This window comes from Amycolatopsis sp. Hca4 (assembly GCF_013364075.1).
Taxonomy (GTDB): Bacteria; Actinomycetota; Actinomycetes; order Mycobacteriales; family Pseudonocardiaceae; genus Amycolatopsis.
The window spans coordinates 2,756,180-2,780,396 of the sequence record NZ_CP054925.1; the positions used below are offsets into that span (position 1 = coordinate 2,756,180).

Annotated in this window: 16 protein-coding genes; 6 read left to right on the forward strand and 10 right to left on the reverse strand. The window is 72.0% G+C overall.

Going from position 1 to position 24,217, the window contains the following annotated elements; all coding sequences use genetic code 11:
- The first annotated feature begins 110 nt into the window (after positions 1-110).
- Both HUT10_RS11910 and HUT10_RS11915 read left to right on the forward strand, forming a co-directional pair.
- The gene (locus HUT10_RS11910) at positions 111-1,853 is read left to right on the forward strand and encodes a maleylacetate reductase and hydroxyquinol 1,2-dioxygenase domain-containing protein (RefSeq protein WP_176171255.1); all 1,743 of its coding nucleotides are present in this window, start codon (positions 111-113) and stop codon (positions 1,851-1,853) included.
- Entirely contained in the window at positions 1,850-3,592 is a 1,743-nt protein-coding gene (locus HUT10_RS11915) for an FAD-dependent monooxygenase (RefSeq protein WP_176171256.1), read from the forward strand. The genes HUT10_RS11910 and HUT10_RS11915 overlap by 4 nt, the downstream gene beginning before the upstream one ends.
- 100 nt (positions 3,593-3,692) lie before the next feature.
- On the opposite strand, the gene HUT10_RS11920 is transcribed toward HUT10_RS11915, so the two are convergent.
- The 9 genes from HUT10_RS11920 to HUT10_RS11960 form a co-directional block, all read right to left on the reverse strand.
- On the reverse strand, positions 3,693-4,589 hold the full coding sequence (locus HUT10_RS11920; protein WP_176171257.1) for a peptidylprolyl isomerase: 897 nt from the start codon (positions 4,587-4,589) through the stop codon (positions 3,693-3,695).
- 66 nt (positions 4,590-4,655) lie between these two features.
- Complete coding sequence (locus HUT10_RS11925; protein WP_176171258.1) at positions 4,656-6,923, reverse strand: Tat pathway signal sequence domain protein; 2,268 nt, start codon at positions 6,921-6,923, stop codon at positions 4,656-4,658.
- Between the two features lie 25 nt (positions 6,924-6,948).
- Positions 6,949-9,243 (reverse strand): glycoside hydrolase family 95-like protein, encoded by a 2,295-nt coding sequence (locus tag HUT10_RS11930; RefSeq protein WP_176171259.1) that lies wholly within the window; start codon positions 9,241-9,243, stop codon positions 6,949-6,951.
- A 125-nt stretch (positions 9,244-9,368) separates the two neighbouring features.
- Positions 9,369-10,772 carry a M1 family metallopeptidase gene (locus HUT10_RS11935; RefSeq protein WP_176171260.1) on the reverse strand — a complete coding sequence of 468 codons (1,404 nt, stop codon included), beginning with the start codon at positions 10,770-10,772 and terminating at the stop codon, positions 9,369-9,371.
- Between the two features lie 80 nt (positions 10,773-10,852).
- Entirely contained in the window at positions 10,853-14,623 is a 3,771-nt protein-coding gene (locus HUT10_RS11940; protein ID WP_254896837.1) for a Pls/PosA family non-ribosomal peptide synthetase, read from the reverse strand.
- Positions 14,624-15,052: 429 nt separating this feature from the next.
- Positions 15,053-16,552: a ribosome biogenesis GTPase Der gene (der, locus tag HUT10_RS11945; protein ID WP_176171261.1), complete on the reverse strand. Its 1,500-nt coding sequence runs from the start codon at positions 16,550-16,552 to the stop codon at positions 15,053-15,055.
- 15 nt (positions 16,553-16,567) lie between these two features.
- Positions 16,568-17,227, reverse strand: coding sequence for a 1-acyl-sn-glycerol-3-phosphate acyltransferase (locus tag HUT10_RS11950; RefSeq protein WP_176171262.1), 660 nt, complete (start codon positions 17,225-17,227; stop codon positions 16,568-16,570).
- The gene (gene cmk, locus HUT10_RS11955; protein ID WP_176177788.1) at positions 17,224-17,928 is read right to left on the reverse strand and encodes a (d)CMP kinase; all 705 of its coding nucleotides are present in this window, start codon (positions 17,926-17,928) and stop codon (positions 17,224-17,226) included. Before cmk ends, HUT10_RS11950 begins: the two co-directional genes overlap by 4 nt.
- A gap of 90 nt (positions 17,929-18,018) precedes the next feature.
- Entirely contained in the window at positions 18,019-18,564 is a 546-nt protein-coding gene (locus HUT10_RS11960) for a TetR/AcrR family transcriptional regulator (RefSeq protein ID WP_176177789.1), read from the reverse strand.
- Between the two features lie 117 nt (positions 18,565-18,681).
- On the opposite strand from HUT10_RS11960, the gene HUT10_RS11965 reads away from it, so the two are divergent.
- The 4 genes from HUT10_RS11965 (at position 18,682) to HUT10_RS11980 (ending at position 22,314) form a co-directional block, all read left to right on the forward strand.
- Entirely contained in the window at positions 18,682-19,050 is a 369-nt protein-coding gene (locus HUT10_RS11965) for a DUF4267 domain-containing protein (protein ID WP_176171263.1), read from the forward strand.
- A gap of 36 nt (positions 19,051-19,086) precedes the next feature.
- Complete coding sequence (locus HUT10_RS11970; protein WP_176171264.1) at positions 19,087-19,569, forward strand: cation:proton antiporter regulatory subunit; 483 nt, start codon at positions 19,087-19,089, stop codon at positions 19,567-19,569.
- A 7-nt stretch (positions 19,570-19,576) separates the two neighbouring features.
- Positions 19,577-20,770 (forward strand): cation:proton antiporter, encoded by a 1,194-nt coding sequence (locus HUT10_RS11975; protein ID WP_176171265.1) that lies wholly within the window; start codon positions 19,577-19,579, stop codon positions 20,768-20,770.
- A 425-nt stretch (positions 20,771-21,195) separates the two neighbouring features.
- Positions 21,196-22,314 (forward strand): hypothetical protein, encoded by a 1,119-nt coding sequence (locus HUT10_RS11980; protein WP_176171266.1) that lies wholly within the window; start codon positions 21,196-21,198, stop codon positions 22,312-22,314.
- A 25-nt stretch (positions 22,315-22,339) separates the two neighbouring features.
- Here the strand turns inward: HUT10_RS11980 and HUT10_RS11985 are convergent, their stop codons facing one another.
- Positions 22,340-24,169, reverse strand: a complete 1,830-nt coding sequence (locus HUT10_RS11985; protein WP_176171267.1) for a Xaa-Pro dipeptidyl-peptidase — start codon at positions 24,167-24,169, stop codon at positions 22,340-22,342.
- Positions 24,170-24,217: the final 48 nt, after the last annotated feature.

Consider the following 24,217-nt stretch of genomic DNA (forward strand, 5'->3'; position numbering starts at 1 on the left):
AGCCCCCGGCCGGGGCGAAGCCCCGCATGTCACAGCACACGCGCGTTTCGTGCCGTCGCGCAGCACGAACGTGCAGGACCGGCCCCGGCCGCCGCCGGATACTGCCTCGCATGACCTCGTTCAGCTACGCCGCGAACCCCGTCCGGGTGGTCTTCGGCTCGCTCGGCACCCTCGGCGACGAAGCCGCGCGCCTCGGGCTCGACCGGGTGCTGCTGATCGGCAGTCCACGCTACGGCGACCGGGCCGCGGCCGCACTCGGCCCCCGGCTGGCCGCGCGGTTCGAAGACGCCGCCATGCACACCCCGGTCGACGTCACCGAGCGCGCGCTCAAGGTCGTCGCCGAGCACGACGTCGACGGTGTCGTCGCGATCGGCGGTGGCTCGGCGACCGGGCTGGCCAAGGCGATCGCCCTGCACACCGACCTGCCGCAGCTGATCGTCCCGACGACGTACGCGGGCTCCGAGCTGACGTCGGTCCTCGGCCAGACCGCCGACGGCCGCAAGACCACCCAGCGGACGGCGAAGGTCCGGCCCGAAGCCGTCCTCTACGACGTCGGCCTGACGCTGTCCCTGCCCGTGCCGCTCACCGCGGCCAGCGGGCTCAACGCCCTCGCGCACGCGGTGGAGGCGTCCTACGCGCCGGACGCCAACCCGATGACCGACCTGTTCGCCGCGGAGGCCAAGCGGCTGATCACGAGCGCACTCCCCCGCATCGCGGCGAATCCGTCCGATGTGGACGCCCGGATCGACCTGCTGCGCGGTGCGTGGCTCGCCGGGACGTGCCTCGACGCCGCCACCATGGGCCTGCACCACCGGCTGTGCCACCACCTCGGCGGCAAGTTCGGCCTGCCGCACGCCGAGACCCACGCCGTGCTGCTCCCGTACGTCATGGCGCACCAAGGTCTCGACGACGCCGCGGAGGTGTTCGACCTGGCCGCGTCGCTCCCGATCCCGCACTCGCTCGCCGAACTCGGCCTCACCGAAGCCGACATCGAGGGCGAGCCGGAGCCGGTGCGCCAGGCATTGCACGGCACCCGCCCGGCCACGCGCCCGAACCTGAAGGCGCTCACGAAGCAGGTCGTCGACAGCTTTGCCGGGGCACCGGACCGCGTGCGCGTCCTGCTGACCGACCTCGTCGAGACGCTGCACGGCTACGCGATCCGCACCGACCTCACCCAGGCCGAATGGGAGTACGCGATCGGGTTCCTGACCCGCGCCGGGCACATCACCACCGACACGCGGCAGGAGTTCATCCTGCTGTCGGACACGCTCGGCGTGTCGAGCGTCGTCGACGTCCTGACCAACTCGCGGACGCCGGACACGACACCGTCGGCCGTGCTCGGGCCGTTCTACGTCGACGGCCCGCCCGAGACGCCGCAGGGCACCGACCTCGCCGCCGGGCTTCCCGGGACTCCCCTGGAGGCGGACATCCGGGTGGTCGACACGGACGACCGGCCGGTGGCGGACGCGGTCGTCGACGTCTGGCAGTCCAATGAGGACGGCTTCTACGACGTCCAGCTGCCCGAAGTGGACGGTCCGGTGCTGCGGGCCCGCTTCCGCACCGACGCGGAAGGACGGCTGCGGTTCCGGACGATCGCGCCGAGCGCGTACCCCATTCCCGCCGACGGTCCGGTCGGGCAGATGCTCGATGCCGTCGGCCGGCACCCCTACCGGGCGCCGCACGTGCACTTCATGATCGCCAAGCCCGGCTACCGCACGCTGATCACGCAGCTGTTCGTCGCCGGCGGCGAGTACCTCGGCTCGGACACCGTGTTCGGCGTCAAGGACGGCCTGATCGTCGACTTCACCGACGGGCTCGACTTCACCTTCCGGATTTCAGGGAGCAGCGCATGAGCTATGACACCGACGTCATCGTGGTCGGCAGCGGCCCGGCCGGCGGCGCCGCGGCGCTGCTGCTGGCCACCTACGGCGTGCCGACCGTGCTGGCCACCAAGTACGGCTGGACGGCGAACACGCCCCGCGCGCACATCACCAACCAGCGGACCATGGAGGTGCTGCGCGACCTCGGCGTCGAGGACAAGGCGCTCGCCGTCGGGACACCGCCGGAGCTGATGGGCGACACCGTGCTGTGCACGTCCCTGACCGGGCCGGAGATCGGCCGGATCGCCAGCTGGGGCACCGGCGACCGGTCGGCGTCCGAATACACCGCCGCGAGCCCGTGCCACATGATCGACCTGCCGCAGACCTACCTGGAGCCGATCCTGGTGAGCGAGGCGGCCGCCCGCGGCGCGAAACTGCGGCTGGACACCGAGTTCCTGTCCTTCGAGCAGGACGGCTCGGGGGTCACCGTGCGGTTCCGCGACCGCGTGCGCGGCGACGAGTTCACCCTGCGTGCCAAGTACCTCATCGGCGCGGACGGCGCCCGCAGCCGGGTCGCCGAACAGGCCGGGCTGCCGATCGCCGGGCAGACCGGCAAGGCCGGCAGCATGAACATCACCTTCACCGCCGACCTGGCGCAGTACGTGGCGCACCGGCCGAGCGTCCTGTACTGGGTGATGCGGCCGGGCGCGCACCTCGGCGGGATCGGGATGGGCCTGGTGCGGATGGTGCGTCCGTGGAACGAGTGGCTGCTGACCTGGGGCTACGACATCGCCCAGCCGCCACCCGAGGTCGACGCCGAGGAAGCGACGCGGCTGGTGCGTGACCTGGTCGGGGATCCCGCGCTGGAGGTCGAGATCACCTCGACGTCACTGTGGACGGTCAACCACAACTACGCGACCGAGTACCGCAGCGGCCGGGTGTTCTGCGCCGGGGACGCGGTGCACCGGCACCCGCCGTCGAACGGGCTGGGGTCGAACACATCCGTCCAGGACTCCTACAACCTGGCGTGGAAGCTCGCGATGGTGCTGCGCGGCGAGGCGGGCGAGGGGCTGCTGGACAGCTACACCGCCGAGCGGGCGCCGGTGGGCAAGCAGATCGTCGACCGGGCGAACCTCAGCCGTGACCAGTTCGGGCCGATCTTCGCCGCGCTCGGCATCTCCGGCGACACCGACGCCGACGGCATCACGGCCGGCCTCGAGACCTGCCTCGCGGCGACGCCCGAGGGGGCGCGCAAACGACGTGAGCTGGAGCAGGCGATCGAGCTCAAGCACTACGAGTTCAACGCCCACGGCGTCGAACTGGACCAGCGGTACGTCTCGGGGGCGGTGCTGCCCGACGGCGTCCCGGCGCCGCCCGAGCGCGATCCGGAGCTGTTCCACCGGCCGAGCACCGAACCGGGCGCGAAGCTGCCGCACGCGTGGCTGGTCGGCCCGCACGGCCGTCGCGTGTCCACTTTGGACCTCGTGGGCGGCGGCCGCTGGACGCTCCTGACCGGCCTCACCGGCACGCCGTGGCGCGACGCGGCAGCCAAGGTGGGCGCGGAACTGGGCCTGGACCTGCGGACGGTCCGCATCGGCGACCCGGGCGTCCGCGACGCCTACGGCGACTGGTCCCGCCTCAGCGGCATCGCCGAGGACGGCTGCCTCCTCATCCGCCCCGACGCCTACGTCGCCGCCCGCCACCGAACTCTCTCCCCCACCCCCGCAGCCACCCTCCTCAAGGACCTCCGCCACCTGCTCGACCGTGCTTGAACCCGTACTTGGCGTGATTGAGCACGGGACCCGCGTGATTGAAGCCGTAACTCGCGAGTTCGGGCTTCAATCACGCGAGTCACGGCTTTGATCACGCGAGTTACGGGGTGGCGGTGACGTGGGTGAGGGTCACCGGGGTTTTCGGGGGGCCGCTGCCGTCGCCGATGCCGGGTTTCGCGGTGTCGATTCCGGCGCGGGCGATCGCGTCGAGGGTGGCCAGGCCCGAGTCGTCGATGCTGCCGAAGACCGTGTACTCGGGTGGGATGTTCGTCTCGCCGAAGACCAGGAAGAACTGGGAGCCGCCGGAGTCCGGGGCGGCCGTCTTGGCCATCGCCAGGACGCCGCGGCCGTAGGTCAGCTCGGGGAACACCTCGTCGCGGATCGTGTAGCCCGGGCCGCCGGTGCCGTCGCCGACCGGGTCGCCGCACTGGAGCATCTGCAGCCCCGTCTGCACCGACAGCCGGTGGCACGACGTCCCGTCGTAGAAACCCTGGCCGGCCAGGCTCAGGAAGTTGACCACGGTGCACGGCGCCAACGCGCGGTCCAGGGTGAGCCCGACTTCTCCCGCACTGGTCGCGAGCCGGGCTTCGACCGTGCCGGACGACGGCGCCGGGCCGTCCGGCGGGAGCGCGACCTTCTTCGGCGCCGGTGTGCCGGGGTCCGGGGTGAACGCGCACGTCACCGGGTCGGCCAGCGGGCGAGGCCGCTTCGGCATCGGCGCCCGGCCGCCCGGCAGCGTCACCGGGGTGCTCGGCGCGGTCGGGGTGACGACCGTCGCCGAGCCGGCAGGCCAGTGTCCCGGCGCGACCTCCGCGTGCCCGTCCGCCTCCCGCAGGAACCCGGGATATCCCCAGGCCAGGAAGGCCAGCGCCATCAGGATGACGACCACGACCGACCCGGCGATGAGCACCACGGCCGCCGGTGACATCCGCTTCGGCGGCACCGGCGGCTGCCACGGCGGGTACTGGTACGGCGGTCTGCCGTCCGGCTCGCTCATCGTGCTCCCCTCGTCCGAGAGCACCATTCTGCCGTCAAGGCCACCGCTGCGGGCGGGAACGCCCGATCACGGCAGGCCCCACGGCGCACTCGGCCCGGCCGGCGCCACCGGCCGGACGCCGAAATCCGGCTTGTCCCCCTTCCGGTACACGAACGCGTCCTCGCCGCGGCCGAGTTCGACCTGGACGTCCCCGGTGGGCAGCCGCCGCCAGCGACGGGCTTGGCCCCGCGCGTCGGTCACCGCCAGCTCGCCGTCGATGCCCGGCCGCAGCACGCACGGCGCCCCGGCCTCGCTGTGCACCTTCAGCCAGCGCGTCTTCCCGCCGGCTCGGGACGCGCTGAGCAGGAACGCGCCTTCGGTGCGGAAGTCCCGCAAGGCGACGTCGCCCCAGGCGGCGGGCACCGCCGGGAACAGCCGGAGCACGCCGCCCCAGCTCTGCACCAGCATGTCCTGCAGCGACTTCGCCGCCGAGAGCGGCGTCTCGATGACCGGCCCGGACTCCTTGTACATGGTGTTCGGCTGGATGTACCGCCGCTGCAGCTCGCCGAGGTAGAACGCGGCCTGGTCGCCGCGCAGCATCTGCGCCGAGATCGACGCCGCCCCGGTGAACGTGTAGCCCTGCAGCGCGCCTTCGAAGCCGACCCAGTGGTTCAGCGACGTCTCGATGATCGCCCGGTGCTCCGGCTGCTCCCAGGTGACGTCGTGGAGCGGGTAGATCTGCAGCAGGTGCGAGTAGTGCCGGTGCGACTTCGCGAACGGCACCCCGGCCCCGATCATGTAGCCGTTGCCGTCGGCCGGGTAGTCGACGAGGTTGGCGAGCACGTCCTGCCAGCGCGGCGCCAGCGGGTCGCCGGGCGCGTGCTGCAGCAGCGTCTTGCAGCCCCACCGGATCAGCGACAGGTCGTAGTTGCAGTCCGGCGCGTTGACGCCGTACTCCGGCGAGAACGTCGGCGGCAGGTGGAGCTTGCCGTCCGGCCCCGCCGCGAGGAAGTGCAGGTAGTAGTTGATCGCCCTGCGCAGCAACGGGATCAGCGTGCCCTGGAGCAGTGTCCGATCGAGAGTGTGCCGGTAGGACAGCCAGACGTTGTGCAGCGCCCAGGTCAGGTTGCCGACCTCCGGCGTCGGCGTGTCCTGGCCGGGGATGCCGACCGGGAACCCGCTGGTGGTGTTCGAGACGCCGTTGAGCAGCGTCATGTCGGTCGTGCGCGGGATGCCCGCCGAGTCGGCCTGGTACGGAGTGGCGACCTGGCCGGACAGATTCGCGCGGTACTTGTCGAGCGCGTGGCTGACCGCGTCCAGTTCCAGGTGGTTCGAGCCGTGGATCAGCCAGTACTCGAGCTGGACGTTCAGGTTCCACCAGGTCGCCGGCCACGGCGTGTTCTCCAGCCACGGCCCGGACGTCGCCATCACCGGCGCCTCGCGCCGGGCCGCCGAGGCGACTTTGTACAGCTGGATCCAGTAGAAGCCCTGCAGCCGGGTGTCCGGGATGGACAGGAAGCTGCGGCGGTAGTAGTCGTGCCACCAGCGCCGGTGGTCCTGAGTGGACGCGGCGAACGGAAGTGCCCGCCGGACCGTGCTCAACGCCCGTGACACCGAAGTCTTCTCGGGGTGCGACCACGCCACCGACGTGTACAGCGTGCGTGTGCCGCCGCGGGTGACCTCGCGCCAAGCCGTCACGTGCTCGCCGCCGGCCAGCAGCGGCTGGACGGCGAGCTGCGCGTCACCGCTGCTCGACAGCTGCACCGGCGGGTTCGCGGTGTAACCCGCGGGCGGCGGCTTGTTCCACACCGGATCGGCGCGCGGGCTGACCGCCACCGCCGGGTGGAACACCCACTTGAACGCCCGTTCCCCCTCGGACGGCCGGATTTCGACGGCCAGCAAGGACTGTCCGGTGTGGACGATCGCGCGCAGGCTCAGGCTGCCCGCGGCCGTCGTGATCGTGCCGGTGAGCTCGGCGTTCCACAGGTCCATCCGCCAGTCGATCGCGGTGATCGCGCCGACCGGTTCGAGGGTGAAGTAGCCGATCGGGAGCCGGGCCAGGCCGAACAGCGAGCCGAACTCCGGCCGGTGGTCCTGGACCTGGCTGTGCTGGACGTTGAACCGGATCGCGTTCTGCCCCGGCTCGGCGTAGATGCCGGAGCCGAGGAACCCGTTGCCCAGGAACGGGCCCTCGTACCAGGTTTTCGGCAGCCGCCGCCAGAGCAGGTCCGCGGTGCCCAGGAACCCGGCCCAGCCGAAGTCGTCACTGCCCGCCTCGGCGGTTCCCGGAGTCAGGCCGGCCGCGGCGAGCCCGGCGAGGGCGCCGCCGAGCACGGTTCTGCGGGTGATGTCCATTCGACCTCCTTGTCGAAGAGCGGGTTCAGCTCGGCAGGCCCCACGCGGGTGCCGGGCCGAGCGCGGGGACGTCCCGCGGCGCGAAGTCCGGCCGCCCGCCCCGCGGGGTGACGACGGCGGTGCCGCCGCGGCACAACCCGATCGCGATCCGCCCGGGCCCGGCCGGGCGCCACGGCAACCGCCGGCCGTGCTCGTCGCGGACGTCGACGTCCCCGGCGACGCCGTGCTGCAGGACCAGCGGTTCGCCGGCTTCGCTGTGCACGCGGACGAATTCGGTCCGGCCGTCGCGGCGGGAGGCGTCCACGAGGAACGCGCCTTCCGCGCGCAGCCCGGCGATCGAGGCGTCCCGCCAGGTCGCCGACACCGACGGGAAGACCTTGAGCACCCCGCCGGAGCCCTGCATCAGCATGTCCACCACGGACTGCGCGGCGGTGATCGGGCTCTCGATGGCGAAGTTGGCGCCTTCGCGGTACATCGTGTTCGCGGTCAGCTCGGTGTCGGCGACGACATTGCGGTCGAGGAAGAACTTCAGGTACCGCAACGCTTCCTCGGGCGCGTCCATCACCGACTTCATCGACGACGCGGCCGCGTAGCTGTAGCCGTGCCATGCGGACTGGTCGGCGGCCCAGTGGTCGAAGGTGCGCGTCATGAGGTTGCGGTCACCCGGGGTGTCCCAAACCTTTTCACGCAGCGGGTACAGCCACAGCAGGTGCGAGAAGTGCCGGTGCGAGGCGGCCAGCGGGACGCCGTCGCCGATCAGCACGCCGTTCGCGGGATCTTCGCGGTACGGCACGAGTTTCGCGCCGATCTCCTGCCAGCCCGGCACGCGCGGCTCGTCGAGGCGGAGCAGGCGCGCGGCCTCGACGAGCGTGCGGGCCGCCCACCGGATGAGGGAGAGGTCGTAGGTGCAGTCGGGCGCGTCGGCGTACTCCGGCGAGCGGGTCAGCGGCAGGTGGAGCCACCCGTCCGGGCCGGTGAACAGGAAGTGCCGGTAGAAGTTCAGCGCCTTGGCCAGGGTCGGGTAGAGGACGTCGCGGAGCACCCGCTCGTCCAGGTGGTGCCGGTAGGCCAGCCAGACGTTGTGCAGGCCCCACAACAGGTTCCCGGTCTGGTCGGTCTTGGACGTCGTCCCGGGGACGCCCACCGAACGCGTGCCGCCGGGCCGCAGCCGCCAGTCGCCGGGGTGCGAGAGGGCGTAGGTGTCGCCGTCGCGGTACGCGGGCGGGACGGACACCTCGAGGTTCGCGTGGTCGCGGCGGAAGGTCTCGGTGACGGCGTCGAGTTCGGGGTGGTTGGTGCTGTTGACGATCGGGTAGGTGACCTGGACGTTGAGGTTCCACCAGACGGCGGTCCAGCTGTTGCCCACCTCGGGGAACCACGGCCCCCATTCGGACACGACCGGCCCGCCCGCACGGGTGGCGGCGGCGATCTTGTACAGCTGGATCCAGTAGAACCGCTGGACCTGCTTGTCGGGCACCGAAACGAAGCTGCGGCGGTGGTAGTCGTTCCACCAGCGGCGGTGCCGGGCGAGCAGGACGTCCGGCGGGGCGGCAAGCGCTTTCCGGACGGCGGCGCGCGCGTCCGCGGTGTGCGTGGTGCCGGGGAAGCTGTAGGCGACGGTGGCCGCGAACAGCCGTCGCGTGCCGATGGCGCGTTCCTGCCAGGCCGTGGTGTACCCGCCGCCGGCGAGCAGCGGCTGCGCGCAGTGGCCTTCGGCCTGCTCGGGCGCGGGGTTGGCGACGTACTCGGGCGGCTTGCGGACGGTCCGCGTGGTGGCGGATTCGAGCGGCTGGAACGCCCAGACGGCCGCGGCTTCCCCGGCGCTCGGGGTGAGCGAGACGAGCAGCACGCCGAGGTCGTTGTGCACGACGGCGGAGAAGGCGACCGAGCCCCGGGTGGTGGTGATGGTGCCGCCGAGTTCGGCGTTGTAGAGGTCGAGCGCCCAGTCGACGCCGGTGATCGCGCCGGCCAGGGTGAGCGTGAAGTAGCCGATGGGCAGGCGCGAGAGCCCGATCCCGGCTTCCCACTGGATGCGCTGGTCCTGCACCTGGGTGTGGCTCAGCATGAACCTGAGCGTGTCCGGCGTCTTCCCGGCGTAGACCTGGACGCCGAGGTAGCCGTTGGCGAGGAACGGGCCTTCCTGCCAGTTCTTCGGCAGCCGCCGCCACAGCATCCGCGCATCTCCGGCGACATCCCGGTGCGGGTTCCCGCCGGTGGCGAGCGCGGGCGGAGCCGCACGGGCCCACAAGCCTCCGAAGGCCGCCGCCCCGGCGAGGACCGAGGCAGACCGGAGCACCGTCCGCCTGGACACAGAGTCCATGAAGCATCCTCCGAATTCATACAACGTTTCGGCAAGATCCAGCGGCGGCGTTCGGCCATACTTGCAGACAGGTGCCCAAAATGCCAGGGCGGTTCACCCGGACAGCGGCAGAGACATCCGATGAATCAGAGAGGCGAGGGCAGCGCCGGGGTGTACAGCCAGCGGGTGAAGAACGTGCTCAGCGACCGCCCGGCCTGCGCCTCGGCCGCGGCCACGAACGTTTCCGTCGTCACCAGCCCGTGCCGGTTCTCCTCGGTCCACGACTTCAACAGCGCGAAGAACGCCGGGTCCCCGATCTCCGCCCGCAGCGCGTGCAGCGTCAGCCCGCCGCGCTTGTAGACCCGCTCGTCGAACATCCGGGCCACCCCCGGGTCGGCGATCCGGACGTCCGCCGGCTTGGCCTTGACCCGTGCGTACCACTCCCGGGCGAGCGTCGCGGCCGACGCACCGCCCGACTCCTCCGACCACAGCCACTCGGCGTACGTCGCGAAGCCCTCGTTCAGCCAGATGTGCCGCCAGTCCGCCACCGTCAGGCTGTTGCCGAACCACTGGTGGGCCAGCTCGTGCAGCACGAGCCGCTCGTGGGTGCGGCGGCCGTCGACGTGGTTGGCACCGAAGATCGCCATGCCCTGGGCCTCGATCGGGTCGTCCAGGTCGTCGTCGGTGACCACGATGACGTACTCGCCGAACGGGTACGGGCCGAACAGCCGCTGCAGGAACTCCATCATCCGGCCCTGCCGCCCGAAGTCGCGCTCGAACGCGCGCCGCAGGCGCGGGGGCACCGCCGCGTGCTGGGGCACCGTCGGCGTGACCGACGCGATGCCGGTGCGGCCGAACCCGAGGATCAGCCGGCGCGCCCCGGCGCCACCGGGTGAGCCCCAGCCGCGGCCGGTCAGCTCGACGTCGTCGTAGCGGCCGATCTGGACGCTCATCAGGTACGTCGCCGTCGGCTCCGGCCGCTCGAAGACCCAGCGCGTCGTGCTCGCCGACGTCGAACGCTCGACCAGGCTCCCGGTCACCGCGACCAGGTACGGCGTCGCCGTCGTCACGCTCACCCGGTAGGACGCCTTGTCCGACGGGTGGTCGTTGCACGGGAACCACGACGGCGCCCCGACTGGCTGGCTCGCCACCAGCGCGCCGTCGGTCAGCTCGTCCCAGCCGACGTCACCCCAGCGGCTCCCCACCGGGCGCGGGTTCCCGACGTAGTGCACCTCGACGACGAACATCCCGCCCGCCGGGATCGACTTGGCCGGCTTGACGTGCAGCTTCCGCCCGCGCTTGAGGTACTTCGCGGGCTTGCCGTCGACCAGCACGCGGTTGATCCGGAACTCGCCGAAGTCGAAGCTGACCCGGGACAGCGCCTGAGTCGCCTCCGCGGTGATCACCGCCGCAGCCGAAAGCCGGTTGGGCGCGACCTTGTAGTCCAGCGTCAGGTCGTAGTGCCGGGTCCGGTAGCCGCCGTTGCCGTGCGCGGGCAGGTAGGGGTCGCCGGAGGTGTCCGCGCCGGGGGCGGGAGCCTTCGAAATCACCCGTGGCGAACCTTTCGTCGTGCGTGCTGGAACCAGGCTCGCACGGACGGATGAGTCCGGCGCGCCCGGTCCTGCATTCGTTACTTACCGGGCCACGCGGAGATCGGGTTGCCCAGCCAGCGGGTGTCGGCGGGCACCTCGTCGCCGCGGGTCACCAGCGACCCCGGGCCGACCGTGGTCCGCGCGCCGATGCCCGCGCCCGGCAGCACGATGCCGTGCGGGCCGAGCGTCGCGCCCTCGCCGAGGGTCACCCGGGACATGCTCATGATCCGGTCGTGGAACAGGTGCGTCTGCACGACGCAGCCGCGGTTGATGGTCGCGCCGTCGCCCAGCGACACCAGGTCGGCTTCGGGCAGCCAGTACGTCTCCAGCCAGACGCCGCGGCCGATCTTGACGCCCATCGTGCGCAGCCACGCGGTCAGCAGCGGGGTGCCGCCGACCGAGCCGATCAGCCACGGCACGGCCAGTGCCTCGACGAAGGTGTCGGCGAGCTCGTTGCGCCAGACGAACGAGCTCCACAGCGGGTGGTCGACCTCGCGGAACTTGCCGACCAGCAGCCACTTCATCGCCGTCGCGGTCAGCGCGGCGACGATGCCGGCGGCCAGCAGGGCGGGCCCGGCCAGCAGCAGCGCGATGCCGAAGCCGAACGCCGTCGCCGCCCACAGCAGCCCGAAGGCCACCGAGACGGTCAGCGCGACCCCGCACATGACCGGGATGATCCGGCACAGCTCGACCAGCGCCCGCGCCGCCTTGAGGTGCAGCGCCGGGGTGTAGGTACGGCTCGTGTCGGCCTCGCCGATCGCGCGGCGGACCGGCAGCGGCGGCATCCCGAGGTACGACGAGCCCTTCTTCGCCTTCAGCGGCGTCGAGGACAGCACACCCACCAGGCCGCGCTTCGGCACCGAGCGACCGGGCGCGGTCATCCCCGAGTTGCCGAGGAACGCCTGCTTGCCGATCCGCGCCGGGGCGACGTGCAGCCAGCCGTGGCCGAGCTCGTAGGTGGCGACCATGGTGTCGTCGGCCAGGAACGCGCCGCTGTCGACCTTGGTCATCTTCGGCAGCGCCAGCACGGTCGACGCCTCGACGTTGCGGCCCACCTTCGCACCCAGCATGCGCAGCCACACGGGCGTGAACAGGCTGGCGTACAGCGGGAACAGCCCTTCGCGGGCCATGCTCATCAGGCGTTCGGTCGCCCAGACCTGCCACGCGACGCGGCCGTGCACCGGGTGGTAGCCCTCGACCATGCCGATGCTCAGCGCCCGGACGCCGACCAGCACGAGCAGCATGTAAGCCAGGAAGTACGCGGCCGTCGCGGCCGGGACGAAGACCAGCGCGCGGGTGAACGCGTCGAGCAGTGTCGGGGCACCGGAGATCGCGTAGCCGAGCACGGCGACGCCCGCCAGCGCGGCGATGCCGGGCAGGAACCCGAGCACCAATGAGGTCGCGCCGTAGACGGCGGCCCAGAAGTGCGAGCGCGGCGGGCGGCTCGACGGCCACTTCAGCGCGTCGCGCTCATCTTTCGCCACGCGAGCGGCGGGCGAACCGGCCCAGCGCTGCCCGGCCGGAACGGCGCCGCGGACGGTCGACCCGGCCGCGATCTCCGCGCCCTTGCCGACGCGCGCGCCGGGGAACAGCGTGCTGCGGGCACCGACGCGGGCTTCCGCGCCGACGCGGACCTTGCCGATGTGCACGACGTCGCCGTCGACCCAGTGGCCGGACAGGTCGACCTCCGGCTCGATCGCGGCGCCGCGGCCCAGCTTGAGGAAGCCGGTGACCGGCGGCGGCGAGTGCAGGTCGACGTCCTTGCCGATCCGCGCGCCGAGCGCCTTCGCGTACGTCGTCATCCAGGACGCGCCCGCGACGCTGTCGGCACCGGAGAACTCGGCCAGTTTCTCGGCCGTCCACAGTCGCAAGTGGACACTGCCGCCACGCGGGTACGTGCCGGGCTGCACGCCCGAGAGCAGCACGCGCGAACCACCGGCGGCGATGGCGATCCGGCCGGCCGGGCTGAACAGCACCACCCAGGCCAGGCCGATCCACGCCCAGCTCAGCGTCGGCGCCCAGGCGAACCCGAGCAGGGCCAGCACGTTCGACAGCGCGGCGGCGAGCGTCGCCCAGCGCAGCCCGACCAGGCCCGTCAGCGGCACCATCAGCAGGGTCTGGACGACGCCGGCGCGGCGCTTGGTCGGCGCGATCTCCCGGCGTTCGGTGGCCTGGCCGCTCAGCGCGTCCAGCATCGCGGCCAGCGCGCCCAGCTTGGGGTGGGCGTAGACGTCGGCGACCGACACCTGCGGGTGCCGGGTGCGGATCCGGGCCACCACCTGGGCGGCGGTCAGGCTGCCGCCGCCGTGGGTGAAGAAGTCCGCCTTCGGGCTGTCCACCGACACGCCGAGGATCTCGGCCCAGCCTTCGGCGAGCCACGTCTCGGTCGGGGTCAGCCCGGAAGCCTCCACTGTGGACAGCGGCCACGGGAGGGCGTTGCGGTCGACCTTGCCCGAGGTGCGGGTCGGCAGGTCGTCGACGACGGCGAGCAGCGGGACCAGCGCGGCGGGCAGGTGCTCGCGCAGGCGGGTCGCGGCCTGGTCGTGGTCGAAGCTGTCGTCGGCGGGCACGACGTACCCGACGAGGACCTGGTTGCCCGCCTTGGTGCGGCGGATCGCGGCGGCCGCGCCCTGCACGCCCGGCAGGGCCTGCAGCGCGGCGTCGACCTCGCCCAGCTCGATGCGGCGGCCGCCGAGCTTGACCTGCTCGTCGAGGCGGCCGAGGAACAGCAGGCCTTCTTCTTCGGCGCGGACCATGTCGCCCGAGCGGTAGGCGCGCTGCCAGCCCAGCGACGGCAGCGGCGCGAACTTCTCGGCGTCCTTGGCCGCGTCGAGGTAGCGGGCCAGGCCGACGCCGCCGATGACCAGCTCGCCGGTCTCGCCCATGGCGACCGGCTCGCCTTCGTCGTTGACCACGGCGAGCTGCCAGCCGACGAGCGGCAGGCCGATCCGGACCGGGCCCTCGCCGGTCAGCTGCGCGGCGCAGGCGACGACGGTGGCCTCGGTCGGGCCGTAGGTGTTCCAGACTTCGCGGCCTTCGACGGCGACGCGCTCGGCCAGCTCCGGCGGGCACGCTTCGCCGCCGAAGATGAGCAGGCGGACGTCCTCGAGCGCGTCCGCAGGCCACAGCGCGGCCAGCGTCGGCACGGTCGAGACGACGGTGATGCGCTGCGCGACCAGCCACGGGCCGAGGTCGACGCCGGTGCGGACCAGCGCGCGCGGCGCGGGGACCAGGCAGGCGCCGTGGCGCCAGGCCAGCCACATCTCTTCGCAGGAGGCGTCGAAGGCGACGCTCAGCCCGGCCAGGACGCGGTCGCCGGGGCCGATCGGCTCGTCGGTGAGGAACAGCTCGGCCTCGGCGTCGACGAAGGCGGCGGCCGACGCGTGCGTGACCGCGACGCCCTTGGGCTTGCCGGTGGAGCCGGAGGTGAAGATGATCCACGCGTCGTCGGCCGGGCCGGGGACGCCGTCACGGCCACCCGGGGTGTTGTGGACCTCGATCTTGCCGTCGGTGGCCACGGCCGCGACCTGGGCCTCTTCGAAGACCAGCTCGGCGCGCTCGTCCGGGTCGTCCGCGTCGACCGGCACGTAGGCGGCGCCGACGGACAGGGTGGCGAGGATGGCGACGTACAGCTCGGCGGTGCCGGAGGAGATCCGGATGCCGACGCGGTCGCCGAGGCCGACGCCGTAGCTGCGCAGCCGGCGGCCGTAGACCTCGATCTCGTCGAGCAGGCGCCGGTAGGTCAGGGTGGTGGTGCCGTCGTCGATCGCGGCGGCGTTCGGGTGCCGCTCGGCGGTGGCGGTGAGCACCTCGAGGAGGGTGCGCTCGGGGGCACCGAGGCCGGACCAGAACAGCGCCCGGTCGGCGAGGGTGACCTCGGGGTGGTGCCGGTGGGTTCGATCGTGACGGTCATCGGGCGTTCACCTCGACCGGAACGAAGACGTGCAGGGACAAACCATGGGCGCGCAAGCCCACCACTCACCTTCCGGGAGCCTCAATCGGGCTCGCTCTCCTGGTTGAGGCGCCCGCAACGACCCTTCACCATACCTGCGAATCACCGAAAGATATCCCTGAGGTCACGCTAGCGTGTCGGACCTCACGATCAAGGCCGTGACCAGCGTGATCCAGCTCGCATCCTGCGTGATTGAAGGCGGAACTCGCGTGATTCGGACCGGAACTCGCTCGTCACGGCTCCCATCACGCGAGTTCCGGCCCTGATCACGCCAGTCCCGGGAAAATCACCGGGTGCGGGCGGCTTTTCCGCCGACCTTCGGCTTCGCCTTCTTCTCGCGGACGCGGACATTCACCCGGACGGGGCTGCCGGTGAAGCCGAACTGCTCGCGGAACTTGCGCTCGATGAACCGGCGGTAGCCCGCCTCGAGGAAGCCGGTGGTGAACAGCACCAGCGTCGGCGGGCGGATACCGGCCTGGGTGGCGAACAGGACCTTCGGCTGCTTGCCCGAGCGGACCGGTGGCGGGGTGGCCGCGATCAGGTCGGACAGCCACGCGTTGAGCTGGCCGGTGGGCACCCGCTGGTCCCACGACTTCAGCGCGGTCCGCAGCGCCGGCGCGAGCTTGCGCACCGAACGGCCGGTCAGCGCCGAGATGTTGACCTTCTCCGCCCACGGCACGCGGACCAGGCCGCGGTCGAGCTCGCGGACCATCGCGTGCCGTCGGTCCTCGTCGACCAGGTCCCACTTGTTGAACGCCAGCACGCACGCGCGCCCGGCCTCGACGACCATGGTCAGCACCCGCAGGTCCTGCTCGGACAGCGGCTCGGCCGCGTCCAGCAGCACGATCGCCACCTCGGCCGCGTCGATCGCGGTCTTGGTGCGCAGCGACGCGTAGTACTCGGCGCCCGCGGCGAAGTTGACGCGCTTGCGCAGGCCGGCCGTGTCCACGAACCGCCAGGTCTCGCCGTCCAGCTCGACCAGCGAGTCGACCGGGTCGACCGTGGTGCCGGCGACCGAGTCGACGACCGAGCGCTGCTCGCCCGAGAGCTTGTTGAGCAGGCTCGACTTGCCGACGTTCGGCTTCCCGACCAGCGCGACGCGCCGCGGGCCCGACGTCACGACGCCGCCCTCGCGCGGCGACTCAGGCAGGGCCTCGAGGATGGCGTCGAGCAGGTCGCCGGAGCTGCGGCCGTGCAGGGCGCTGACCGGGTGCGGCTCGCCGAGGCCGAGCGACCACAGCGACGCGGTGTCCGCGAGCAGCCGGTCGTCGTCGACCTTGTTGGCGGCCAGCAGCACCGGCTTCTTCGAGCGGCGCAGCACCTTGGAGACGGCCTCGTCGGTCGCGGTCGCGCCGACTGACGCGTCGATCACCAGCAGCACCGCGTCCGCGGTCTGCATGGCCAGCTCGGCCTGGGCGGCGACGGAGGCCTGCAGCCCGGTCGCGTCCGGCTCCCAGCCGCCGGTGTCGACCAGGGTGAACTTGCGCCCGCCCCAGTAGGCGTCGTAGGCGACGCGGTCGCGGGTCACACCCGGCACGTCCTGCACGACCGCTTCACGCCGGCCGAGGATGCGGTTGACCAGCGTCGACTTGCCCACGTTGGGACGGCCGACGACGGCGAGCACCGGCTGCGCGAGGGCAGCCTCCTCGGCCGCTTCCGCCGCCTCGATCTGCGCGTCGAGCGCGGCGAACTCGGTCTCGTCGGACCAGGTGCCGTCGACTTCGCCGACGCTTTCGAACTCCGCCGACGTGCTCTTTCCCGCGGAGGCGGCATTAAATTCAGTCATTGGAACCTATTTCCCTTATACCGCGCCGAATCCGTGTTCGGCACGCCAGTCGTCCAAAGTCTTGACGAGCGCCGCGAGCTCACCGCGCAGCTCTTCGGTGCCCTGGTCGAGCCCGGTCTTCCCGGGCCCCACCTTCGGCGAGAACGGCTCGCCCACGAGGATGTCCACCCGCGGCCGGAACCGTCGCCTGCCGTCGGCCGGCTTGAGCGTGCCCCGCGTCGCGACCGGGAGCACGGTCGCGCCGGAGGCCCGGACCAGCCAGGCCGCACCGCGTTCGGCCGCGCCGACGTCCCCGGTACCGCGGGTGCCCTCGGGGAAGATCCCGACGACACCGCCGTCCTTGAGCACGCCGACCGCGGTCAGCAGCGGTTTGCGGTCGATCTCGCCGCGCTTGAGCGGGATCTGCCCGATCGCCAGCATGAACTTGCCGACGATCCCGCCGAACATCTCGGCCTTGACCAGGAACGCCGAACGCCGCGGAAGCATTCCGAAGATCAGCTGCGGCTCGATCATGGAGCTGTGGTTGGCGATCACGAGCAGCGGCCCGGTGGCGGGGACGCGCTCGCGGCCGTGCACCCGGATGCGGAAGGCCGAGCGCAGATAGTACCGGGCGAAGACCCGCCCGGCGTCGTGGAGCCTGCCGACGGATCCCTCGGGGAGTCCGTCAGCGCTCATCGAGCGACCTCGGCGTTGCAGCCCTCGAGGATGCCGCGGTGGCTGGCCAGCTCGCTCAACGCGACGATCACCTGGTCGATCGACAGCTCGGAGGTGTCGACGTGCACGGCGTCGTCGGCCGCGCGCAGCGGCGAGGCGGCGCGGGTCGAGTCGAGGTGGTCGCGGCGCTCGACGCTGGCCAGTGCGTCGGCCACGGACGACTGCCGCCCGGCCGCGGTGTCCTGGGTGCTGCGGCGCGACGCGCGGACGTCGGCCGAGGCGGTCAGGTAGACCTTGAGCGGCGAGTCCGGCGCGACGACGGTACCGATGTCCCGGCCCTCGACGACGATCCCGCCGCGGTGGGCGACGACGTCCTCGATGATCCGCCGCTGCCGCGCGACCAGCAGCTCCCGCACGTGCGGCACGGCCGAGACGGGCGAAACGGCCTTGGTGACCTCGGGCCCGCGGATGTCGGCGGCGACGTCTTCGCCCGCCAAGCGGATCTCCGGCCGGTCGGGGCTGGTGCCGATGCCGAACTCGGCCCGGTCGGCGACCGCGGCGACGGCGGCGGCATCGGCCGGGTCGACACCCGCGCGCAGCACGGCGAGGGTGACCATCCGGTACATCGCCCCGGTGTCGAGGTAGCCGGCGCCGAGGCGCTGGGCGAGCTTGCGGGCGACGGTGGTCTTCCCGGTCCCCGACGGGCCGTCCAGCGCGACCACACCTCGTAGGGCTCCCGTCACCGGCACTCTCCTCGCGTTCTCGTCCCGTTCGGCTTCACCCCCATTCTGCCGGTCGGGGTGCGGAGGAGATCAGTCGCCCCGCGCGCCGAAGCGCGCCACCACGAGCGCGAGCCGCTCCTCGCGGTGGGCAGGCGAAAGCCGGCGGCCGCGCTCGAGGGTCACCAGGCCGTGCAACGTGCTCCAGAACACCTCAGTCAGCGGGCCGGGGTCCTGCCGCCCGGCGACCGGCTCGATGACCGCGAGCAGCTCCGCGAAGTTCGCCTTCATCACCTCGGGGGTGTCGTCCTGGGCGAACGGCAGTTCCGACGCCAGCGTGAACATCGCGTCGTACAGCGCGGGCTTGGCCGCGGCGAACTCGACGTAGGCGCGGACGACGCTCGCGAGACCGCCGCCGCGGGCGCCCGCCAGCACGCCGGCCAGCTCGGCAAAGCCCTCCAGCGCGGCCGCGGCCATGATCGCGTCCTTGCCGCCCGGGAAGTGGCTGTAGAGCACCGGCTGGCTGTACTCGATCAGCGCCGCGAGCTTGCGGGTGGTGACCGCGTCCCAGCCCTCCTCCTCGGCCAGCTCACGCGCCGCGGTGACGATCCGCTGCGCTCGCTCGGTCCGGTCGCGCACTCGCCGTTGTCGCTGGGTCATGCGTCACACGCTAGCACTGCTAGACAAACTAGCGCCGCTAGATTAGCGTTGCTAGTAATCCTAGCGATGCTAGAGAAACCATCTGGAGGGAACACCATGGTCATCACCGGCTACGTCCTCACCGCGCTCGTCTCGCTCGGGATCATCTACATCGGCCTCAACTACGTCTTCGCGCCGGTGAAGACCGCCGCGGGCTTCGGCTTCGGAAGGGTCCCCGAGAACGCGGAGACCTTCCTCAACGTCAAGGGCGGCCGCGACATCGGAGCCGGCCTGATCCCCCTGGCCCTGATGATCTACGGCGACGCGCACGCGCTCGGCTGGGTCATGCTCACCGCGGCCCTCTGGCCGGTCTTCGACATGCTGCTGATCCTGCGCCACCGGGGCAGGAAGGCCATCGCCTTCGGCGTCCACGGCGTGACCGCCGCGGTCATGGTCGTCGCCGCCCTGCTCCTGCTGCTCGGCTGAACGTCGCGAATCGGACACGTGGGTTACGGTGGTTGGGTGAACGTCGAAGTAACCCCACTTCCCGGCATCGGGGTCCGCAAGGACTTCAGCACCCGTACCGGCCGCCGCATCGGCGTCGTGTCGCAGCGGGACGGCCACACCGAGCTCATCGTGTCCAAGTCCGACGACCCGGACGCCTGCGCCGCCTCGATCCCGCTGACCGCGGACGAGGCGGGCACGCTGGCCAACCTCCTCGGCGCGCCGCAGCTGGTCGCGCAGCTCACCGAGGAGCACCAGGACCTGCCGGGCATCAGCACCAAGCAGCTGCCGATCAAGCCGTCCAGCCCGTTCGACGGCCGGACGCTCGGCGACACGGCGATGCGCACGCGCACCGGCGTCTCGGTGGTCGCGGTGGCGCGGGCCGGCCAGGTGCACCCGTCGCCCACGCCCGACTTCGCGCTCACCGCCGGCGACCTGCTGGTCACCGTCGGGACGAGCGAAGGACTCGAAGCCGCCCTCAAAATCCTGAAGTACGGCTGATCCCACGATGGACCACACCGCGCTGTCCCTGATCGAACTGGGGGCGGTCTTCTTCGTGCTGGGCGCGCTCGGGCGCCTGGCCGGCAAGATCGGCCTCTCCCCCATCCCGCTCTACCTGCTCGGCGGCCTCTGCTTCGGCTCCGGCGGCCTGATCCCGCTGACCGACATCGGCGGCTTCACCCACCTGGCCAGCGAAATCGGCGTGGTGCTGCTGCTGTTGCTGCTGGGCTTGGAGTACTCCGCCGCCGAGCTGTTCACCGGCCTGCGCCGGTCCTGGACGGCCGGCCTGCTCGACATCGTCCTCAACGCCGCCCCGGGCGCGGCCGTCGCGCTGCTGCTGGGCTGGGGCCCGATCGGCGCGATGGTGATGGCGGGCGTCACCTACATCTCCTCGTCGGGGATCGTCGCCAAGGTCCTCGGCGACCTGGGCAGGCTCGGCAACCGCGAGACGCCGGTGGTGCTGTCGATCCTCGTCTTCGAGGACCTCGCGATGGCGCTCTACCTGCCGATCCTCACCGCGGTGCTGGGTGGCGTCTCGCTGCTGGGCGGCCTGGAGGCCGTCGGCATCTCGCTGCTGGTGATCACCGTGGTGCTGGTGGTCGCGCTGAAGTTCGGCCGGTACGTCTCCGCGGCGGTCGACAGCCCGGACCGCGAGGTGTTCCTGCTCAAGGTACTCGGCGCGGCCCTGCTGGTGGCCGGGCTGGCGTCGGCGATGCAGGTGTCGGCCGCGGTCGGCGCGTTCCTGCTCGGCATCGCGATCTCGGGCTCGACGGCGGAGAACGCGACGCACATGCTCGAGCCGTTGCGCGACCTGTTCGCCGCGGTGTTCTTCGTGGTCTTCGGCCTGAACACGAACCCGGCGTCGATCCCGCCGGTGCTGGGCTGGGCGATCGTGCTGGCGGTGGTGACGACGCTGACGAAGGTCGCCACCGGCTGGTGGGCGGCCCGCCGCCAGGGCATCGGCAAGATGGGCCGAGCCCGAGCCGGCGCGGCCCTGGTCGCCCGGGGTGAATTCTCGATCGTGATCGCGGGTTTGGCGGTGTCGGCGGGAGCGGTGACGGGCGAGCTGGCCGCACTGGCCACGGCGTACGTCCTGCTGATGGCCATCCTCGGCCCGACGGCGGCCAGGGTGGTCGAGCCGATCGTCCGCGTCCTGCAGCGGAAGTCGGCCACCAAGGCGGCCACGGCGGAGGCGAACTGACGCAGGTCCGCCCGGCCCTGCAGGAGCGCGGCCGGGATGCCGGGGGAAACGCCGTGAGTGCAGACTTTCGAGCGGATTTCCGTGCTCTTGGGGGAGCGATTCCAGGCATGGGTTCCAGCCGGGCTTTGCCGAGCCTAGTGTCGAGCAGGTAGGCCCGAACGGCTGCGAGAGTCCGTGGCGAGGTGCGCATGAGTCCTGAGCACGACATCGCGATGCCCCGGCACGAACGCTCTGCCTCGGCGGGACCGGGCCGCACTGCGACGGACGATCGGCCACTGGTCCGCGGTCACCTCGATCCGAAAACCCTCGCGACTTTGCAGAGGACAGCCGGAAACCACGCCGCCACCGGGTTGATCGCCAGGTGCACGACCGCGCAGCGGCAGGTGGTCGGTACTCCGGTGGCGCCCGGTGTTCCGCCGCCACCGTTGACGTCCATCCCCTGGACGCCGATCGTCGGCGAGACTCCGCTGACTTTCTCCAGCGTCGGTGCGGCGGCGGCCCAAGGCGCACCACTGGCCGAAGGGGCCGTGTCGGTGGCCGGGACCGCGCTCGGCGAAGGCACGCTCATGGCCGGGGCGAGCAGCACGGCCGTGGTCGTGGAAGGCGCGATCGTCGCCGATGGCGCAGTCACCGTGGGCGGTGCACTGGTGGCCGAAGGCATCGTGGTGACCGGCGGCACGGTGGCAGCCGGCACCACCGCAGCGGGTGGCACCGCCGCTGCCGCGGCCGGGGGCGGGCTGGCCGCTTTGGCATTGCCCGCGCTGGTGGTGATCGGCGCCGTCCTGGTCGTCGCCGGGATCACCTACCTCGTGGTGAGGGCGGTGAGCGAAGAACCGGCGCATGCCCCTGGGCGGGATGACGGAGCGCCGATGACCGATCCGCGGCCCGTCGTTCCCGCCGGGGCGCCGGGCTCAGGCGGCCGAGAGCCGGTTTCCGACCCGGGCCCGCGTTCCCCGCTCGGCGCACCGTCCGCGCCCGTCTCGCATGCGGTCCGGTTGGCCGGGCAGTCGACTCGGGAGAACGAGGCACTGGTGCAACGCCTGCGCGAGCTGCGCGGGCGCAACCCCGGGCTGACCCGGGGTTGGGACGAACTGGAGCAGCGGCTACGTGACGCCGACGTCGCGGTGCACCGCGCGGCCGCGGACGAGCTGGGCCGGCTGGAGGTCGAGGACTTCCAGCTCGGGCCGCGGACCGAGCCCGAACCGGCCGACGTCGGCGACATCGACGCCCAGCAGAACGTCTACCACGACCTCGCGCAGCACGCCTGGGACGATCTCGAGCACCGGCAAGACCTCACCGAGGCCGGGGTCCGCACCGTGCGCGAGGCGACGCAGCTCATCGGGGAGATCATCGCCCGCGCCGGGCGGCGGGACTGGTGGGACCGGTCCGGGCCCAGACGCGACGCCGAAGCGGTCCTCGATCGGGAAACCGGCCTGGTCGTGATCATCAACGGCCCGGACTCGTCCGAACCGGGTACGGTGTTCCGGCCCGACGGCGGCGGCAAGCGATACCTGGAGCGCGGCGGGTTCGTTCGACGCAAGTGAGGCTTCAGGGTGCGGCCTGCCCGCATCAGCGCAGGTCCGCCCGGTCCGCCGACGGCACGTGCTCGCCGCCGGCGGGGGCCGGATGGGTCGTCGCCGCCGGGACCGCGCCCGCCAGCGGGACCGACACCGATGTCCTGGCCAGGTCCAGCGTCACCCGGCCCGGCTGGGCCGGTCCGCGGATGAAACTGCCGTCCGTGCCGCCGATGATCAGGGCCAGTGCGTGGCCCCGGGGCACGATGTGGTCCGTCGAGGCCAGCCGGAACGTCATCGTGTACGCCGTCCCCGGCGTCAACGGCCGCTCCTGGGACAGGGACGCGTAGTTCGCCAGGTCGGCCCAGCCCCGGCTGAGGATCGTGTAGTTCACCTTCTTCACGTCCGCCGAGGCGATCCGGTAGCAGGCGTCGTCACCGGACGTCGACGAGCCCCAGCAGTTCTCGGCGGTCCCCGTCTTGATCCCCTCGCCACTGCCGGCGAAGTTGCGGATCGTCGCCGGGCCGAGGTCCACGAGCAGGGCCGACACCCGTGCCGAGGACGTGCCCGGCGTAGCCGTCACCGTAACCGACGAAGTCCCGGAGACCTGCACGTCCGAGGCCAGTGCCCCGGTCGAGTAGGTCAGCGCCGCGCTGCCCGGGTTGGTCACCCAGGTGTCCTCGCCCAGGCTCGGGTTGTCCGTGAACGACGCCGTACCCGAGGCCGCCGACGTGCCGAGAGTGCCGGAAGAGTGCGGCCGCAGCGTCGTGGCCAAGGCGTTCGCCGCCGGGTACGCGCTCTGGTCCGCCCACTGGTCCGGCTGCCGCTCGACGCTGGCCTGCGGGCCGTTCTGGACGCCGTTGTCGATGCCGAGCAGGTAGTGGTCGAACCACCGGTGCAGCAGGTCCACCCAGGCGGTCCGCCGGTAGTCGAACGGGTCGACGTGCCCGGTCTGCGACAGCCAGATCTTCTTCTCGACGTTCAGCCCGGCCCACCACTGTCCGAAGTGGATGGTCTTGACGTTGAGGTCGTTGACGCCGTGGGACAGCAGCACGCTCGCCCGCACGTTGCCCGCCCGGGTGACGTAGTCCCGGTCCGCCCACAGCGGCCCGTAGTCACCGTTCGCGGTGGCGCCGGTGGCGAGGGCCTGGTTCTGCGCCGAGCAGTCCTGCCCGCTGTTGCGCGCCTCGACCGTGCGGGCGAGCCCGTCCGGGTTGAAGCCGAAGGTCGCGCCGTCGGAGCGGTAGTAGTCGTACCAGGAGCTGATCGCCGAGATCGGGACGATGGTCTTGAGGCCCGCGACGCCGGTCGCGGCGACGCCGTTGGCGATCGTGCCGTCGTAGGACTTGCCGATCATCCCGACGTCGCCGGTGCTCCAGCCCGCGGTCACCGCGGTGCCGCCGGTCTTCGCGCTGTAGCCGGTCGCGCGGCCGTTCAGCCAGTCGACGACCTTGCGCGCCGAGCCGACGTCCGAGGCGCCGCCGACGTCCGCGCAGCCCGCCGACCGGTTCGTCCCGGCCAGGTCGACCAGCACCACGGCGTAGCCGCGCGGGACGAAGTAGTTGTCGTAGAACAGCGGGAACTTCACCGGCTTCCCGGCGCTGTCGTAGGACTTCAGCTCGCTCTCGTTGCCGCGCCCGCAGCACGAGTAGTACGGGCTGGCGTCCATGATCACCGGAACGCGTGACGTCGCTTCACCCGGCCGGATGATGTCGGCGGCGACGCGGTCGGACTTGCCGTCACCGTCGCCGTCACGGCCGATGTCGACCCAGACGGTCTCGCGGACCGCTTTCGCGTAGTCGTAGACCGGTTCGCTCGCCGCGGGAGCCGCGGCCGCCGGCGCCACCGCGCCGGCCAGGAGCACCGCCAGGACCCCGCACACCACCCGAGTCGCATGCCCGTCACGCTAGCGAGCCGCCGCACGCCCCCACCA

Bases quoted from the DNA above. Each gene is read 5' to 3' on its own strand.
- HUT10_RS11910 (WP_176171255.1), top strand. From the start codon at position 111: ATGACCTCGTTCAGCTACGCCGCGAACCCCGTCCGGGTGGTCTTCGGC.
- HUT10_RS11915 (WP_176171256.1), top strand. From the start codon at position 1,850: ATGAGCTATGACACCGACGTCATCGTGGTCGGCAGCGGCCCGGCCGGC.
- HUT10_RS11920 (WP_176171257.1), bottom strand. From the start codon at position 4,589: ATGAGCGAGCCGGACGGCAGACCGCCGTACCAGTACCCGCCGTGGCAG.
- HUT10_RS11925 (WP_176171258.1), bottom strand. From the start codon at position 6,923: ATGGACATCACCCGCAGAACCGTGCTCGGCGGCGCCCTCGCCGGGCTC.
- HUT10_RS11930 (WP_176171259.1), bottom strand. From the start codon at position 9,243: ATGGACTCTGTGTCCAGGCGGACGGTGCTCCGGTCTGCCTCGGTCCTC.
- der (WP_176171261.1), bottom strand. From the start codon at position 16,552: ATGACTGAATTTAATGCCGCCTCCGCGGGAAAGAGCACGTCGGCGGAG.
- HUT10_RS11950 (WP_176171262.1), bottom strand. From the start codon at position 17,227: ATGAGCGCTGACGGACTCCCCGAGGGATCCGTCGGCAGGCTCCACGAC.
- HUT10_RS11965 (WP_176171263.1), top strand. From the start codon at position 18,682: ATGGTCATCACCGGCTACGTCCTCACCGCGCTCGTCTCGCTCGGGATC.
- HUT10_RS11975 (WP_176171265.1), top strand. From the start codon at position 19,577: ATGGACCACACCGCGCTGTCCCTGATCGAACTGGGGGCGGTCTTCTTC.